The following is a 17,011-nucleotide window of genomic DNA, read 5'->3' as shown; positions in this document are numbered from 1 at the left end:
ATTGCTGATGAAATCAGGATTAGGGTAGAGGATACGGAAGGCGAACGCCAACTGATCAGTGCTTTCTAAAGATGAGGATTGAGGGTTCGCTGCAAGCGATAGCCGTCGCTGCCGTCGTCGTAGTATTCAGGCAGCAGGTCGATCACTTCAAAATCCAGCTTGCGATATAAATCAATTGCCGCTTGGTTGTCGGTTTTCACTTCTAAACGAATGAGCGCCGCCCGGTCGATCACCGCTTGGGTTTCTACTGCTTCCATCAGTGCTCTTGCCACGCCTTTACCGCGTGCTTCCGGTGCCGTAGCAAGGGAGTATAAACGCCACTTACGGCTATTTTTGCGCTTTAGAACAATGCAATAGCCAACAATGTGAACGCCATCGAAGGCGACCCACACAAAACAGCGGGCTTGTTTTAATAAATGACGAAATGAGCGCAGCCCGATTTGGTCATAGCTAAAGCAGCGCTGTTCAAGCGTTGCAAGTGTTTTGGCATCTTCAGGGCGCCCACGCCGAACCATAATTCCCATGTTAGTCATCAATGCGGCGCACAAAGTCCGCCATAATAATGCGATACAGTTCGTCGCCTAAGTATTCATCTTCGACACCGCTATCAATGGATGGATTGTCGTTGATTTCGATAATCACCGGGCCATTTTTAGTTTCTTTAATATCCACGCCATAGAGGCCATCACCCACTAATCGCGTCGCCTGTAAGGCAACTTTCACGATTTCTTTTGGAATCTGATGCACCCCGTAACAGGCATAGGAGCCGCTCTTGCCGCGACTGGTTTCACTGCTGTGGTTGTAAATCTGCCAATGGTTGCGGGCCATAAAGTATTTACAAGCATAAATGGCGCGGTTATTCAGAACACCGATGCGCCAATCGAAATCCGTGGGTAAGAACTCTTGCACAAGCAATATGGTGGACGTTTTGAATAGCTCATTGGCGACCCGTTCAAACTCTTCCGGGTTTTTTGCTTTCTCAACACCAATCGAGAAGGAGCCATCAGGGATCTTCAATACCACTGGATAACCGAAGCGCTCGCCAATCGCCGTATAATCGATGGAGTCGCCCATCACGAGAAGTTCAGTGCGGGGGCGTGGTATTTTGTTTTTCTCCAGCATTTCATTGAGAAACACTTTGTTGGCACAGCGTAAAATGGAGTCGGGGTGGTCAATCACCACTAATCCGTTCGCTTCCGCCTTTTTGGCAAAGTGATAGGTATAATGGTTGATCCGTGTAGTTTCCCGAATAAACAATGCGTCAAACTCGAGCAAGCGGTTAAAATCAGCTTTCGTGATTAGCTCCGCGTCCATATCGTTTTCACGGGCGGCGCGAATAAACTTTTGCAGTGCTTTTTTATCGCTGGTGGGAATTTTCTCATCAGGGTCATGCAAAATCGCCAGATCGTAGCTGTATTCTTTACGACTACGAGCCTTGCGCCACACTCGTTTGCTGAAATATTCCAAGGATTCGCCAAACAAGGTTTGTTCGTCGTCGTTGAGATCTGAAAGCGCTCGATTACGTATTGCATTCAAGTGCCAACGACCTTCGTGAATAAACTCAACGTCTAATATCGGACAGGGATAAGCTTCAAACAGGCGACGGGCAAGTTCTTCGAGTTCAGTATGCAAGGTGCGCCCAAAGCAGATAAGCAAGCGCACGCGTTTGCTGTCACCGGTTTGATGATGGGATACAAATCGATTTAACAGTTTACTGTGATCGTTGAGAAACAGTTGATAATGGGACAGATTCGCGAGATCGTTGATCGCTGACACCGATGGCAAGGCCCGTTGCTTTCGGGCTTCCGCGAGCAAGGATACATAGTAGCCAGTGGATAAATAGGAAAGATCGCCACATAGATTGATAATAGGCCCACGATGCTTGCTGATATTTTGAATATAATCAGCGGCACTCACGATAGCTTGGCTAGGGTGATAGGGCTGCCAATCGCTCAGATCGTCGAGGATAATAACCGGTGTGTTGTGCATAGATAGCCTTGTGGTCGATAGCCCATTGAACGGGGCCGGATGCGCCGAATTTATCGCTTAATTTATGTTAATAAGCAAGCGTTTCTACAGGAATATATAGTATGAAATATCAAGGATCTCCAAAGTTTACGCATAGTCAGGTTGCAAAAGTGGGTGTTCTTCTCACCAACTTAGGAACACCGGATGCTGCAACGCCGAAGGCATTGCGAAAATACTTAGCAGAGTTCTTATCGGATCCCCGGGTCGTCGAAGTGCCAAAAATCCTGTGGAAAGTCATTTTACATGGCGTGATTTTGCGAATTCGTCCGAGTCGCTCAGCTAAAGCCTATCAGACAGTGTGGACAGATCAAGGTTCGCCCCTGCTAATCTACACCCAGCAGCAAACCGAAGCGGTGCGCACCGAACTACAAAAAACTTGGGGCGACGACGTGGTTGTTGAGTTTGGCATGCGTTATGGCAATCCGTCCATCGCCAGTGCGCTTGAGAAGCTTATGCAGCAGGGCGTTACCAAACTCGTTGTGCTGCCTTTATATCCGCAGTATTCCGGTTCCACTACGGGGTCCACCTTTGATGCAATTGCCGCGGACTTTACTAAGCGACGTTGGCTTCCAGATCTACGCTTTAAAACGAGTTACCATGATGAGCCTGAGTTTATTCAGGCGGTGGCGAATAAAATCAAAGCCCATTGGGAGTCACATGGGCGTGCCGATAAACTCGTTTTCTCATATCACGGTGTACCCAAGCGCTATTTACTCAACGGTGACCCGTACCACTGCCAATGCTATAAAACATCACGATTGGTGGCAGAACAGCTCGGTTTATCCAGTGATGAATACATCACCACCTTTCAATCGCGATTTGGTCGCGAAGAATGGTTAAAGCCTTATACTGATGAAACCTTTAAGGCCTTTCCTGGCCAAGGCGTGAAAGCCATTCAGGTGGTGTGCCCTGGGTTTTCATCCGATTGCCTAGAAACCATTGAAGAAATCGGTGAAGAAAACCGCGAGTATTTTATGGAGGCGGGGGGAGAGCGTTACGAATATATTCCTTGCTTAAATGCCGATGCAGAACATATTCAGGTGATTGCACGCATGGTTCAGAATCAATTACATGGTTGGCAAGCAGGAAACCTTGAAAAAAGTGCGCAAACAGCAGCGCGAGCGAAGGCGCTCGGTGCTAAGCTGTAAATCATAGAATAATGTTCGGCGCACCAAAAAGGAGAGTGCAATGTTGACCATGCTCGCGCGCTTGTTAAAAGCATTGAACGCTGAATCTAGCCCATGGGCCCTCGCTTGGGCCTTTGTGTTAGGGATGTTTATGGGGTTAACCCCTTTGTTTAGCCTGCATAATATTTTTATTCTCTTTTTCGCTCTGTCGTTCCGAATTAACCTGACCGGATTTATTTTGGCATTCGCAGTGTTCTCCGGTATTGCCTATCTGCTCGACCCCATGTTTAATTTTATTGGCGAAAGCCTGCTAGCAGCCTCCTCGCTGGAAGGGTTATGGGTCACTTTGTATGAAATTCCGTTGGCTCGCTTGTTCCAATACAACCAAACCATCACCCTCGGTAGCTTTGTTTTTTGTGTGTTGTTTGCCCCCATTTGGTTGCTGCTATCTCATCGTCTTATTCTGATGTATCGGGGTCGGGTGATGGTGTGGTTTGGTAAACTGCGCCTTGTTCAGATTGTGAAGAGCACAAAATTTTTCGCTGCCTACGAGAGAGTGAGCGGATTACGGGGAGGCTACTAATGAAGAATATTATTCGTTGGCCCGGCCTCATTGCGTTTCTCGTTATTGTGGTGGGTGTTGCGGTTGTTATTCGTATGTTTGCTGGGCCCTTACTGAAGGGCGGTCTTGAGTATGGACTCACCTATGCAAATGGTGCCGAAGTAAACATTGAACAAGCGGTAGTCCGTTGGAGTCCATTTAGTTTAACTCTACAGGGGATTGAAGTAACGGATCCCGACCAACCTGAACTGAATCGGGTACAAGCCATGCGGGCCCATGCTGAATTTAATCCTTGGGATGCCTTGATCGGGCGGGTTCATATCCATGAGCTGGAACTCTCTGGTGTGGCCATGGGCGTGGAGCGGGCGAGCCCCGGCCGTGTCCGTGCGGATTATCAGCGCGAGAGCGATCCGATCGATTGGCAGCAAATCCTAGCCGACCTAAATATTGATATTCCGTCGTTGGATGAGGTGCTGGCGCGCAGTGAAATACGCACGCCAGAATTGGTCACTCGCATCGAGCAAGATTTCGAACAGCATCGCACCCAGATTGAAACTGCCCGAGAAAACCTGCCATCACGGGAGCGTATCGACGGTTACCGTGAACGCATGGCCGAAATTACCGAAACGCGCCCGCGTACGCCGCAAGAATTAGTGGCACTCCGTGAGCGACTAGACGAGTTGAAATCGGATATTCGGGCTGACCGCAATCATGTACAAACCTTCGTCAGCACCAGCGAACAAGCAGTGCAGGTGATGCGAGAAGATTTAACCGCGCTGCGAGAAGCGCCAAGCCGTGATTTGGCTCGAATTCGTCAGCTGCTGAGCTTTGACCAAGACAGTATGTCGGAATTGAGTGGCGTGCTGTTTGGCCCTCGAGTAGAGCAATGGAGCCGATATGCGTTTATGGCGTTTGACGTGATTGGCCCGATGTTGCAACGGGCTGAAGATCAGGAACAGCGCCCTAATCGCTGGCATGGTCGCTATATCGATTTTGACCGCCAGAGCCGACCTACATTTCTCGTCGATCGCGCGGGGATTAGTATTCGGATCCAAGACGTGGATGTTATGACGAGTTGGCAGAATATTACCTGGCAACATGATCGTATTGATGGCGCTCCGACTACTTTTGAAGCAAGCTCATCGGCGACGCAGTGGTGGAATGAATTACGTTTCGACGGTGAATTTGCCCTATCGGAATTGCGCGGCTTTAGTGGTCATCAAAACTGGCGCGTTCGAGGGGTCAACCTGATGGAACAGTCGCTGTTAGATCAAGAAGGGGTAAGCGCTCGCTTACTGGGTGCTGTGCTGAATTCCGAAGGTCGTTTGGGGGTTCGTGAAGGGCGCCTAGATGGTAGCGGTTTGATTCGCATGCAAGATGTGGATATGCGTTTGGATGGCGAAGCACGGTGGGCTCGTATTCTAAGTGATGTGATTTCACAGGTGAACGCCTTTGATATGAATCTGAGCGTGGATGGTCCTATGGGGCAACCGGCATTACGCTTACGTTCAGATTTAGATAACCAATTGCAGCAGTTGTTAACCAGTGCGTTGCGCCAAGAAGCGGATGCGCAATTGAGCAGCGTGCGCGCGGATTTGGAGCAACAAGTTGCGGGCATTACCAGTACTTGGGAACCACGCTTGCAGCAGTTTGTTGGTTTGCGAGATCAAGCGCGAGAGCAGAACGGGTTGTTAGAAGAGTTGCTGTCGGTTGATGGTAGTGAGCTTAGTATTGGTGAACAGCTTGAAGATCGGCTAAGGGATAGTCTCCGCCGACGCATAGGCGGCTAGCTCTCTGGCTTGTCAGAAAGCTCCGATAGCTGCGTTATAATCAGGCCTCAATCGGTCACATACCATCAAGGTATGCTCCCTCAATCGGCCTGATTATGCCTTGCTCTCGAAGTTTCTGCCTGCGCTTCTAGTTTGGTGGGGCTGGCTTGTCCGGCATCACCACTAGCTGCGCTTTCGGTTCAGCAATGACTGTACCCAACGCACCGCGTTGGCCCAGGGTCGCTAAAGGCCCAGAGGAAGAGTTGGCCCCGTGAGGGGCGCCGTGAATATGTCCCTATAGGCTTGGCTGCAGCATCCCTGCGGCAGACACCCTCACGTAGCCAATCTCTCCCCCGGGACAATCGTACCCAACGCACCGCGTTGGCCTGGGGCCGCTAAAGGTCCAGAGGAAGAGTTGGCCCCGTGAGGGACGCCGTGAATATGTCCCTATAGGCTTGGCTGCCGCATCCCTGCGGCAGACACCCTCACGTAGCCAATCTCTCCCCCGGGACAATCGTACCCAACGCACCGCGTTAGCCCGAGCCGATATCAGACAAACCCGAAGCGCAGGCAGAAACCTCTAGGGCAAGGCATAATTGAAGCGATTGAGGGAGCATACCTTAATGGTATGTGACCGATTGAGCTTTAATTATAACGCCGCCATAGAGGCTTTCTGACAAGCCAGAACTCGGTTAGCGGTGTTCTTTAAAGACGGTTAGGGACCAGTGGTAGCGGATGGCTCCGAGGCGCAATGCGAGGGTGGTGATCATCGCGGCGGCCATGCCGATGTTGGGGCTATAGGGTTGAATTATTACGAATACAATGGCACCGGCAATACACGTGGTGGCATATAGCTCACTTTTTAGCACCAAGGGGATATCGCGCGCCAATACATCCCGTAACATCCCCCCAAATACTGCGGTCATGGTGCCCATAATCACGGCGATTACTGGGCTCATGCCTGCATTTAAAGCCTTCTCCGCGCCGAGTACGGTAAAGAATGCAATGCCTAAAGCATCGGCAATCAGCAAACGATTTAATGGTATGTAGGCTTTAAAGCGCAGCCACATAATAGTGCCCATGGCGGCAATTAATATCACCAGAAAGTAAGTGGGGTCATGCAACCAAAACACCGGCACATCGAGAATTAAATCTCGGGTAGTGCCGCCGCCAATAGCCGTGACCGAGGCGAGCACAACTACACCAAATCCATCCATTTGCTTACGGAACGCGAGCAGGGTTCCGGCAATTGCGAATACAGCAACACCTGCAAGATCAGCGATATAGAACCATTGCGTCATGGGTTCACCTTGTTTCCCTTTCAATTCTGACAGTGTGGCACTTCGTTTCACAAAAAAGAAGTGTGGCTCCCTTGCATTTGTAATTTTGGGGCCGCATATCACAAGTTCTGCGATATGATTCGGCATCGATGCGATGCCCTGCTGTTGCAAGCATTTCGCTTCGCGCTCGGTTCGGTTACAATACGGCGTTTATTTCATCGAAGTGATTCAAATTTCAAGCCTGCGGGCTGATGTATTTAAAGGGGAAGTGTAATGGAATTCTTTATTGCTAATGCGTATGCACAACAAGGCGGACAGGAAGGTGGTACAGCATCTTTGATTATCATGCTGGCCCTGTTTGGTCTTATTTTCTATTTCTTGATTTACCGTCCGCAAGCCAAGCGCGTAAAAGAGCATAAAACATTGGTTTCTAGCTTGCAGAAAGGCGATGAAGTATTGGTACAAGGTGGTTTGGTAGGCCGCATCAGCAAAGTTGGTGAAGACAGCGATTTTATGGTTATCGCGCTTACCGATACTGTTGAAGTAACCGTGCAAAAAGCCGCTGTTGCAGCTGTGTTGCCGAAGGGTAGTATCAAAACTCTTTAATACTTCGCAAAGCGTTTGAAGTATTCATTTTAGCGAATAACGAAAGGACGGACTTGTGTTAAACAAATTTCCGTTATGGAAAAATTTGTTAGTGCTATTCATTGTGTTTTTTGGCGCATTGTATGCACTTCCAAATTTATATGGTGAAGACCACGCGGTTCAGATTTCTGGAACCCGCGGTGGTGAAGTCACCATGGATACCCTCTCTCAAGTAGAGCGGACACTCGGGCAAGCGGGTATAGCCACACGTGGTATGACGTACGAAAACGGCCAAGTGCTGGTACGTCTTGAGTCTGACGATGATCAACTGGCCGCTCGGGAACTCTTAGTGAGTGAATTGGGCAGCCAGTACATCGTGGCACTGAACCTCGCTCCGGCAACGCCGAACTGGTTATCATCCATTGGTGGTGAACCATTAAAGCTAGGTCTCGACTTGCGTGGCGGTGTTCACTTCCTGATGGAAGTGGATATGGAAGAAGCCCTGAGCAAGATGCGTGAAAGTATGCTCGATAGCGTACGTGATCGTTTACGCGATGCGCGAATCCGTTATACCGCTGGTGGTGTGCGAGCGGAAGGCAACAATATCGTGGTTACCTTGCGCAGCGCTGAGGACTACCAGAGTGCGATTTCTGAACTGCGTAATCAGTTCGAAGGCTACGAAACACGTACCGATTCGAGCACCAACTCGATTACCTTAGTGATGACCGACCAATTCCTGCAGGAAACCCGCGCGAATGCCATCGATCAGAACATCACTATCTTGCGTAACCGGGTCGACGAACTGGGTGTGGCTGAGCCACTGATTCAGCGTCAGGGTCAAGATCGTATCGTGGTTGAGTTACCGGGTGTTCAAGACACGGCCCGCGCCAAAGAAATTTTGGGTGCGACCGCAACCTTAGAATTCCGCTTTGTGGATACCGATAACGACTTACAAGATGCGATTGCAGGGCGTGTTCCCTTTGGCAGCCGCTTGTTTAATGTGCGTGGTGGTGGGCAACAGTTACTTGAAAACCGCGTCATCCTCACGGGTGATCACATTGTGAATGCCAACGTGGGCTACGATGAAAGTAATCGTCCGCAAGTGAATATCACCCTCGACTCTGCCGGTGGTCGCTTGATGACCCAGGCCACTCGCGGCAATGTCGGTCGCCCTATGGCGACGGTATTTATCGAATTCCTTGCCACCGGTGAAATCACAGACGAAGGGCGTATTGCCTTTGAACGGGTTGAAGAAGTGGTGAGTGTTGCCACCATTCAGGCCGTGTTAGGTAGTAACTTCCGAATTACCGGTGTGGGCTCAATTCAAGATGCTCAGAACTTAGCACTATTACTTCGGGCCGGTGCCTTGATTGCACCGATTCAGATCGTTGAAGAGCGGACCGTTGGTCCAAGCTTGGGTGCTGAGAACGTACGCGCAGGGATGACCGCCATCATGGCTGGCTTTATTCTCGTGCTGTTCTTTATGGGCATCTACTATCGCAAATTCGGCATGGTCGCGAACATTGCGTTGTTAACCAACTTGGTATTGATTGTTGGTGTGATGTCGATGATTCCAGGTGCAACGCTCACCATGCCTGGTATGGCAGGTATCCTCCTTACCGTGGGTATGGCTGTTGACGCCAACGTGATTATCTTCGAGCGAATACGGGAAGAACTGTTAGCCGGGCGAAGTCCGCAGCAGGCTATTTCCCGAGGCTACGAGAATGCGTTCTCAACCATTGCTGATGCCAACATCACCACGCTGATCACCGCACTGATATTGTTTGCGGTGGGTACAGGGTCGATTAAAGGCTTTGCGGTTACACTCGCGATCGGTATTGTCACCTCGATGTTTACAGCCATCGTGGGTACTCGAGCCATAGTAAATCTCGCTTGGGGACGTCAGAAGCGTCTCACCAAGTTGTCGATTTAAGGGGTGCATCAGAATGTTTTTAATTACTAAAGTCGATGAAAACAATCCGTTGCGCTTTATGTCCATTAACAAATGGACAACCGCACTGAGTATTATTTTGATCGTGGCGTCACTGGCAACAGTGGCAATCAACAAGCTGAATTGGGGCCTAGATTTCACCGGCGGTACTTTGGTGGAAGTAGGCTTTAGCCAACCGGCGGATCTGGCTGAACTACGGCAGGTGCTGGAAGCGAACGACTACGGCGATGCGGTGGTGCAAAACTACGGCACTCAGCGCGATGTGCTCGTTCGTGTACCGCCTCGCGGTGAAGCCAATGCAGAATCAATAGGCGATAGCTTGTTAGGCATTTTGCAAACCAACGTGGATCCGGATCTGCAGATTCGCCGTGTTGAGTTTGTAGGCCCACAAGTCGGGGAAGAACTTGCCGAAGCGGGTGGCTTAGCACTGATTGTGGCCGTGATCTGTATCTTGATCTACGTATCTTTCCGGTTTGAGTGGCGTTTAGCACTCTCAGCGGTTGCCGGTTTGGTGCAAGATGTAATCTTGATTCTCGGGATATTTGCGTTGTTTCAAATGCAGATCGACCTGACCATCTTGGCTGCATTGCTTGCTACCATAGGTTACTCCTTGAACGATAGTATCGTGGTCGCGGATAGGATCCGGGAAAACTTCAGGATTATGCGTAAGGCAACCCCGGTTGATGTCATTGATATTTCCTTGAGTCAAACCTTAAGCCGTACCATGGTCACGTCATTAACCACCTTAATGGTTCTTGTGGTTCTGATGCTTTTTGGTGGCCAAATGATCTTTGGCTTCGCGGTCGCGATGTCGATTGGTGTGGTCGTGGGTACGTACTCTTCGATCTTCACCCGCAGCACTTTGGTGCTTGCGCTTGGCATCTCACGGGAAGATTTGATGCCGCCTGAAGTAGAGAAAGAAGGCGAGGATCAAGATCCTGTGATGTAACACAAGATCCGATTGCACTAATCGAGCCCCTGTCCGCGAGGTCAGGGGCTTTTTTATAGCATCTGTGGTAGTCTTTTTAGAGTAAAACGAGGTATGTACTTGTTGAACGGTCACAAAACCGACAGATCGTGCAGAGTTGTTTTTCAATCTCCCGATAAAGCGAGGTAAAACAAACCATGTTATTTGTAGTGTCTCCAGCAAAGAATTTGGATTATGAATCTCCTGTACCCACGGATGATTTCAGTCAACCTGAATTGCTCGACGAAGCAGCATCCTTGGTAAAAGTCTGCAAACAACTCTCTCCCCAAGATTTATCGTCGCTGATGAACATTAGCGATAAACTTGCAGGCTTAAACGCCGCGCGCTTTACCGAATGGAAAACGCCGTTTACGACGGGGAACGCAAAGCAAGCTGTATTTGCCTTTAATGGCGATGTGTATACGGGGTTAGATGCCAAGAGCCTTCCTGCGAAAGATTGGAAATGGGGGCAACAACACATGCGCATACTTTCTGGTCTCTACGGTGTGTTAAAGCCTCTTGATTTGATGCAGCCATATCGCCTAGAAATGGGCACCAAGCTGAAAAACCCACGTGGTAAAGACTTGTACGAATTCTGGGGCGATGGCATTACCGAAAAACTGAATGTGGCGGCGCAAGAAAGCAAGAGCGATGTATTGATCAACTTGGCTTCGAACGAGTATTTTAAATCAGTGCGTCCACGCAAACTGAAGGTCCCGGTTATTACACCGGTGTTTAAAGACACCAAAAATGGCCAGTTAAAGGTGATAAGTTTTTACGCAAAGAAGGCACGCGGCCTCATGGCACGCTATATTATTGAAAAGAAGCCGAACTCTATTGAAGAATTGAAGTCTTTTAATGCAGAGGGTTACCAATTCTCAAGTAAGCTTTCGAGCGACAAAGAGTTGGTATTCACGCGGGCAGAACTTGGTTAGTTAATTTTAGGAGCGGCTATGGCTGATCATCCAGATCACGATCCGGCAACGGAGCAAACTAACAAAAAAGTAAACCCCTTGGTGATTGGGGGCATCGTCGTTGTGTTAATTATCGCGATTGTACTTTGGTTTACACGCGATACCACGCCAGAGCCGGAGCCGCAGCCGGTCCCTATTGAGTTGCCTGAACCCGAGCCAGAGCCGGAGCCTGAACCCGAACCGGAGCCAGAGCCCGAGCCTGAACCTGAACCCATTCCTGAGCCAGAGCCGGAGCCTGAACCTGAGCGTCCACTACCGGAGCTAGACAGCGCCAGTGCCGTATTGATCGATGAAGCCCAAGAGAAATCATTGAACACTGCGTTACTAGATGGTGAAAACCTTGTGCGTAAGCTCGTGGTGCTTACCGATAATATTGCGAACGGCGTGGTGGTGCGTGAGGCGGCTGTTATCGACGGGCCAGAATCGCGTTTCTTGGTGCAAGAAATAGACCACCAACTGTACATCGATGAGCGCAGCTATCAGCGCTACGACGATATGGTGAACTGGTTTATTAGCATGGACACGGATGCGATAGTCGCGTTGTATCAGCGTTTTGAGCCACTATTTGAACAGGCCTATGCAGAGTTTGGGGATCCTAATTTACGCTTCCGCGATCGCGTACTCAGTGCCATTCAGGTGGTCTTAGATACGCCAGAGCCTACCGGATTATTGGCCCTATCCGATGAGCAAGTGATGTATACCTTTGCGGATCCTGAGCTCGAAAGCTTGCCAGGTGCGCAGAAACAAATGCTTCGTATTGGACCAGACAACCGCGTTCTGGTAAAAACGAAATTACGTGAGATTCGTACGAGGTTACGACGTTTGTGATTCCAAATTCTAATTCGTTGCAACGGTTGCCCACTCGTGGCAACCGTTTTAGTCGTTGGGTAGGGCGTGTTGGTATGACAGCCCTCGGCGGCTGGACCATTCAAGGCTCATTACCGGATATCCCGAAAGCAATAATTCCAGTTGCGCCGCATACGTCGAACTGGGATTTTTTTGTTGGGGTCTTTGTAAAGCTAGCCCTCGGCTTACGTTTAAGTTTCTTAGGGAAGTATTCCATTTTTGTATTTCCGGTGCGCGGCATTTTGTTGTGGCTCGGCGGCATTCCGATCCGACGCGACAGTGCCCATGGCATGGTAGCGCAAATGGTGGATGAATTTCATCGCCGTGATCAACTGGTATTGTGTTTGGCCCCGGAAGGAACACGCAGCAAGGTGACAGAATGGCGCAAAGGCTTTTTACACATTGCCCGGGATGCGCATATTCCGGTGGTGCCGGTGTCGTTTTGCTTTAAAACACGTACCATTAATATTTCCGAGCCGATGACGGTTACCGACGATATCGACGGTGCACTGGATCGAATCAAAGCGTTTACAGGAAAAGCCGTAGGTAAGCACCCGGAATTGCAGTAGCCCGGCGTGTTATACTTCTCGATCTAACGGAAAATGTGCTATTCTTCGCGGCTATTATATATCGGCCGCTGGTGCCACTGAAAAGCTCTGAGGATTTTGCATGAAGGTTATCGAAGCAGGTGTTGCAGCACCGGGTAAAAAAGTTGCGATTGTGGTGTCACGCTTTAACAGCTTTATCGTTGAGAAGCTGCTTGAAGGTGCTATCGATGCTTTGGTTCGGATTGGTCAAATCAAAGACTCAGATATCACGGTAGTACGGGTGCCAGGCGCCTACGAATTACCAATTACAGCCAAAAAAGCGGCGAGCTCAGGTGATTACGATGCGGTGATCGCAATCGGAGCTGTTATCCGTGGTGGTACACCGCACTTTGATTTTGTCGCCGGCCAAGCCAATTCAGGCCTCGCGCAAGTCGCACTGGATACTGGTGTACCTGTGGCCTTTGGTGTGATTACTACCGACACCGACGAGCAAGCCATTGACCGCGCTGGTGTAAAACACGGCAATAAAGGTGCAGAAGCCGCCTTGAGCGCGCTCGAAATGATGAACGTTCTCGAGCAGTTATAAGGAGTGCTTTTGTGAAACCTGCTGCCCGCCGGAAAGCCCGTCGTCTTGCTATTCAAGCTGTGTATTCATGGCAGTTGTCGCACAATAGCGTGGCGGATATCGAAGCTGAATTTTTAACTGAAAACGACGTGTCTAAAGTGGATGTGGATTACTTCCTCGACTTAGTGCGCGGCGTAACCAGCCGCGTGTCGACGCTCGACGAAGCACTTACGCCATTTACTGACCGTCCTTTTGTTGACCTCGATCAGATCGAACGCGCCATATTGCGGGTATCCGCATATGAACTTAAGTGGCGCCTCGATGTACCCTATAAAGTGGTCATGAACGAAGCCATTGAACTGGCCAAGGCATTTGGTGCCGACGATTCACATCGCTTTGTCAATGGCGTGTTAGACAAAGCCGTTGATAGTTTGCGGGCTGCTCGCCAGTAAACTCAATGGATTCGACGCGCGGCGAATTCGCACTGATTGAGCGCTTTTTTAAAGAGCGCGGTATAAAACGTGCGGATGTGCCTATTTCGGTGGGGGACGACGCGGCAATTCTTGCGCCCCCAGCCAACTCCCATCTTGCAGTGACTACAGATACCATGGTGTCTGGGGTGCATTTTGACGCGCATACGCCGATTGATGCCCTTGGTCACAAATTGGCTGCAGTGAACCTCAGTGATCTGGCCGCCATGGGTGCGGAGCCCGCTTGGGCCTCCCTCGCACTTACTTTACCGGATTTCGACGAAACCTGGCTAGATCAATTTAGTCGCGGCCTGATTGAAACCCTCGATTATCATCACTGTAGCCTCATCGGCGGCGATATCACTCGCGGCCCACTCACGTTGACCCTGACAGTGCATGGTTTTGTGCCGAAAGACCGCTACTTGCTGCGCAGCGGCGCCCAGCCTGGGGATCGCATCTATGTAAGCGGTACCTTGGGCGATGCTGCGTTGGCCCTCGCGCTGCAGCAGGACAAGTTATCCGTAGCGTGTGATATCAGTGTGCGTGAAGCCTTGAATGAACGCTTGTTTCGGCCAACGCCCCGTGTGATGCTAGGCACGCTGATTCGTAATCAGGCCAATAGTGCCATTGACCTATCCGATGGACTAGCCGGTGATTTGAAGCATATCTTAACCGCATCCAAAGTCGGTGCGCGCATCGACTTAGGCTTATTGCCACGCTCGGATGCCTTTGCTGCAAGTGTTAGCTTAGAGCAAGGATGGCCCTATCAATTGGTAGGTGGTGATGATTACGAATTATGCTTTACCGTCCCTGAAGGCCGACGTGGTGCTTTTGAAACCATTAGCCGGCAAGCGGGTGTTGCGGTTACAGCGATTGGCGTGATCGAGAGAGAGCCGGGCTTACGCTTTATCCATGCGGGCAAAGAAATTCAGTGCGATCACCTCAGTTATAGTCATTTTTAAGCCCCTTCGAAACGGAGTTTTTATGGCCCCAGCACGCGTACCACCTCGTCAGCTCTTGAAGAATCCAGTGCATTTTTTGTCGCTTGGATTTGGTACTGGCCTCGCCCCAAAAGCGCCGGGTACCTTTGGTACTCTTCCCGCTATTTTACTGGTATGGCTGTTTGCACCATTAGACGTTGCCGCTTATTTAGGTGTGGTTGCGGTCGTCACTCTGGTGGGCATTTACCTATGCGGGCAAACCGCCAAGGCCATGGGTGAGCACGACGCACCAGCCATTGTGTGGGATGAAATCGCAGGTTATATGATTGCTATGATTGCGGTGCCGGTCAGTTGGCTCACGCTGCTGGTGGCGTTCGTGATTTTCCGATTCTTCGATATTTTGAAGCCGTGGCCAATTCGCTGGCTCGACCAAAAAGTGCACGGGGGCTTGGGAATCATGCTCGACGATGTACTGGCAGGATTTTTCACCCTGCTCCTGATGCACATCGCCCTGTCACTAGGCTGGTTATAACAGCGAGAGGCGGGCTTTGATTTTGCTGGTGATGCCAGCGGCGTCGAGGCCCAGCTCGGCACGGATCTCATCCTGACTGCCGTGCTTGATAAACTCATCAGGCAGACCAATCATCAATACCGGCGTGGCCACGTTGTGAACGTTTAATAACTCGCACACAGCACTTCCCGCGCCGCCCGCAATCGCGTTCTCTTCCACGGTAACGATCAGTTCGTGATCCTCGGCAGCGGCCAAAATCGCCTCATGATCCAGCGGCTTCACGAAGCGCATATCGATTACGCTGGCATCTAGTGTTTCAGCGGCGCTGAGTACTTCCGGCAATAAAATACCAAAATTCAAAATAGCAACGCGCTTGCCATCTCGTTTCGCTACGCTTTTGCCAATAGGAAGGGTCTCTAACGGCGTGTAGTCGACACCAATACCATTTCCGCGAGGATAGCGTACCGCCGTGGGCCCATTGTGCTGATAGCCGGTATAGAGCATTAATCGGCACTCGTTCTCATCACTCGGCGTCATCACCACCATATTAGGTACGCAACGCAGATAGGACAGGTCGTAAGCACCTTGATGCGTAGGGCCATCGGCGCCAACAATGCCGGCCCGATCAATAGCAAACAATACCGGTAAATTCTGCAGTGCCACATCATGGATCACTTGATCATACGCGCGCTGTAAGAAGGTAGAGTAAATGGCCACCACCGGCTTCATGCCAGCAATCGCCAGACCAGCCCCAAACGTCACCGCATGTTGTTCAGCAATGGCCACATCGTAATATTGTTTCGGAAAACGACGGGCGAATTCCACCATGCCCGAGCCTTCACGCATGGCTGGAGTAATCCCCACCACATTTGGGTCCGCAGCCGCCATTTCGCACAACCATTCGCCAAATACGGCGGAATACGAGGGTACGCTTGCAGGCTTAGAGGGCAACGAGTCGGTGCTCGGATCAAACTTGGGTACACCATGGTAACCAATGGGATCTTTTTCGGCAGGGGCGTAGCCTTTGCCTTTTCGGGTCACCACATGCAGGAGTTGCGGTCCTTTCATGGAGCGCATGTTTTGCAAGGTTTCCACCAAGCTATCGACATCGTGACCGTCGATGGGGCCAATATAATTAAAGCCAAGTTCTTCAAAAATAGTACCAGGGGTCACCATGCCTTTCACATGTTCTTCGGCTTTACTAACGAGCTCCCGCATGCCCGGCATCCCGCTCAGAAGCTGTTTGCCGCCTTCACGTAAGGTGGTGTAGAACTTGCCCGAAAGTAAGCGAGCAAAATGGGAATTCAGTGCGCCGACGTTCTCAGAAATCGACATATCGTTGTCGTTAAGAATCACCAGCATGTCTGGGGAAATGTCACCGGCGTGGTTCAGGGCTTCAAAAGCCATTCCTGCGGTCATGGCACCATCGCCGATCACAGCAACAACTTTACGATTCGCCGCTTCTTTTTCAGCGGCAATGGCAAGCCCTAAAGCAGCACTAATAGAAGTACTTGAGTGACCGACGGATAACACATCGTATTCACTTTCATCGCGCCACGGGAACGGATGTAAACCATCTTTTTGCCGGATAGTATGTAATTCATCACGACGGCCAGTCAGGATCTTGTGTGGATAGGCTTGGTGACCTACATCCCATACCAGGTGATCAAACGGGGTCTTGTACACATAATGCAGCGCGACGGTCAGTTCAACGGTGCCCAAACCAGACGCTAAATGGCCACTGCTTTTGCTCACAGAGGTAAGCAAATAATGACGCAATTCATCGCTCACCTGCTTCAGTGTTTGCTTGGGTAATCCACGCAAATCAGCAGGGGAGTCAATTTTTTCTAACAGCGGAAAGGCTGGGTTTGTTGCATGCGTCATGTT

17 protein-coding genes are annotated in these 17,011 nt (G+C 50.4%); 13 read left to right on the top strand and 4 right to left on the bottom strand.

Annotated elements, in window-relative coordinates:
* Window positions 1-65: 65 nt before the first annotated feature.
* Complete coding sequence (locus tag FM042_RS10695) at window positions 66-524, bottom strand: GNAT family N-acetyltransferase (protein WP_185960779.1); 459 nt, start codon at window positions 522-524, stop codon at window positions 66-68.
* Window position 525: 1 nt separating this feature from the next.
* Window positions 526-1,989, bottom strand: coding sequence for a RimK family protein (locus FM042_RS10690; RefSeq protein ID WP_143236437.1), 1,464 nt, complete (start codon window positions 1,987-1,989; stop codon window positions 526-528).
* 101 nt (window positions 1,990-2,090) lie between these two features.
* On the opposite strand from FM042_RS10690, the gene hemH reads away from it, so the two are divergent.
* The 3 genes from hemH to FM042_RS10675 are packed head-to-tail and all read left to right on the top strand — an operon-like array spanning window position 2,091 to window position 5,507.
* Window positions 2,091-3,176 carry a ferrochelatase gene (gene hemH / locus FM042_RS10685; RefSeq protein ID WP_143236436.1) on the top strand — a complete coding sequence of 362 codons (1,086 nt, stop codon included), beginning with the start codon at window positions 2,091-2,093 and terminating at the stop codon, window positions 3,174-3,176.
* 40 nt (window positions 3,177-3,216) lie between these two features.
* Window positions 3,217-3,738 (top strand): TIGR03546 family protein, encoded by a 522-nt coding sequence (locus FM042_RS10680; RefSeq protein ID WP_143236435.1) that lies wholly within the window; start codon window positions 3,217-3,219, stop codon window positions 3,736-3,738.
* Window positions 3,738-5,507 (top strand): TIGR03545 family protein, encoded by a 1,770-nt coding sequence (locus FM042_RS10675; protein WP_143236434.1) that lies wholly within the window; start codon window positions 3,738-3,740, stop codon window positions 5,505-5,507. Before FM042_RS10680 ends, FM042_RS10675 begins: the two co-directional genes overlap by 1 nt.
* A gap of 671 nt (window positions 5,508-6,178) precedes the next feature.
* On the opposite strand, the gene FM042_RS10670 is transcribed toward FM042_RS10675, so the two are convergent.
* Window positions 6,179-6,787, bottom strand: a complete 609-nt coding sequence (locus FM042_RS10670; protein WP_143236433.1) for a trimeric intracellular cation channel family protein — start codon at window positions 6,785-6,787, stop codon at window positions 6,179-6,181.
* A 252-nt stretch (window positions 6,788-7,039) separates the two neighbouring features.
* Here FM042_RS10670 and yajC point away from each other — a divergent pair, with 252 nt between their 5' ends.
* The 10 genes from yajC to FM042_RS10620 all read left to right on the top strand — a co-directional run bounded on the left by yajC (window position 7,040) and on the right by FM042_RS10620 (window position 15,145).
* Window positions 7,040-7,372, top strand: a complete 333-nt coding sequence (gene yajC, locus FM042_RS10665; protein WP_143236432.1) for a preprotein translocase subunit YajC — start codon at window positions 7,040-7,042, stop codon at window positions 7,370-7,372.
* Between the two features lie 55 nt (window positions 7,373-7,427).
* A complete protein-coding gene (gene secD, locus FM042_RS10660) occupies window positions 7,428-9,284 on the top strand; it encodes a protein translocase subunit SecD (protein WP_143236431.1) in 1,857 nt (618 codons plus the stop codon).
* Window positions 9,285-9,297: 13 nt separating this feature from the next.
* A complete protein-coding gene (gene secF / locus FM042_RS10655; protein WP_143236430.1) occupies window positions 9,298-10,251 on the top strand; it encodes a protein translocase subunit SecF in 954 nt (317 codons plus the stop codon).
* A gap of 176 nt (window positions 10,252-10,427) precedes the next feature.
* Complete coding sequence (gene yaaA / locus FM042_RS10650; RefSeq protein ID WP_143236429.1) at window positions 10,428-11,204, top strand: peroxide stress protein YaaA; 777 nt, start codon at window positions 10,428-10,430, stop codon at window positions 11,202-11,204.
* An 18-nt stretch (window positions 11,205-11,222) separates the two neighbouring features.
* Window positions 11,223-12,071, top strand: a complete 849-nt coding sequence (locus tag FM042_RS10645) for a DUF3014 domain-containing protein (protein WP_143236428.1) — start codon at window positions 11,223-11,225, stop codon at window positions 12,069-12,071.
* Window positions 12,068-12,658, top strand: a complete 591-nt coding sequence (locus FM042_RS10640; protein ID WP_232366428.1) for a 1-acyl-sn-glycerol-3-phosphate acyltransferase — start codon at window positions 12,068-12,070, stop codon at window positions 12,656-12,658. The genes FM042_RS10645 and FM042_RS10640 overlap by 4 nt, the downstream gene beginning before the upstream one ends.
* A gap of 100 nt (window positions 12,659-12,758) precedes the next feature.
* The gene (gene ribH, locus FM042_RS10635; RefSeq protein ID WP_143236427.1) at window positions 12,759-13,223 is read left to right on the top strand and encodes a 6,7-dimethyl-8-ribityllumazine synthase; all 465 of its coding nucleotides are present in this window, start codon (window positions 12,759-12,761) and stop codon (window positions 13,221-13,223) included.
* A gap of 11 nt (window positions 13,224-13,234) precedes the next feature.
* A complete protein-coding gene (nusB, locus tag FM042_RS10630; RefSeq protein WP_143236426.1) occupies window positions 13,235-13,654 on the top strand; it encodes a transcription antitermination factor NusB in 420 nt (139 codons plus the stop codon).
* Between the two features lie 5 nt (window positions 13,655-13,659).
* On the top strand, window positions 13,660-14,634 hold the full coding sequence (thiL, locus tag FM042_RS10625) for a thiamine-phosphate kinase (RefSeq protein WP_143236425.1): 975 nt from the start codon (window positions 13,660-13,662) through the stop codon (window positions 14,632-14,634).
* 22 nt (window positions 14,635-14,656) lie between these two features.
* A complete protein-coding gene (locus FM042_RS10620; protein ID WP_143236424.1) occupies window positions 14,657-15,145 on the top strand; it encodes a phosphatidylglycerophosphatase A family protein in 489 nt (162 codons plus the stop codon).
* On the opposite strand, the gene dxs is transcribed toward FM042_RS10620, so the two are convergent.
* Window positions 15,140-17,008, bottom strand: coding sequence for a 1-deoxy-D-xylulose-5-phosphate synthase (gene dxs, locus FM042_RS10615; protein ID WP_143236423.1), 1,869 nt, complete (start codon window positions 17,006-17,008; stop codon window positions 15,140-15,142). The genes FM042_RS10620 and dxs overlap by 6 nt on opposite strands.
* Window positions 17,009-17,011 lie beyond the last annotated feature (3 nt).

Source organism: Aliidiomarina halalkaliphila, assembly GCF_007096385.1.
GTDB classification, from domain to species: Bacteria; Pseudomonadota; Gammaproteobacteria; order Enterobacterales; family Alteromonadaceae; genus Aliidiomarina; species Aliidiomarina halalkaliphila.
The sequence above is the reverse complement of the archived record's forward strand: the minus strand, read 5'-3'. Positions and strand labels throughout refer to the sequence as shown.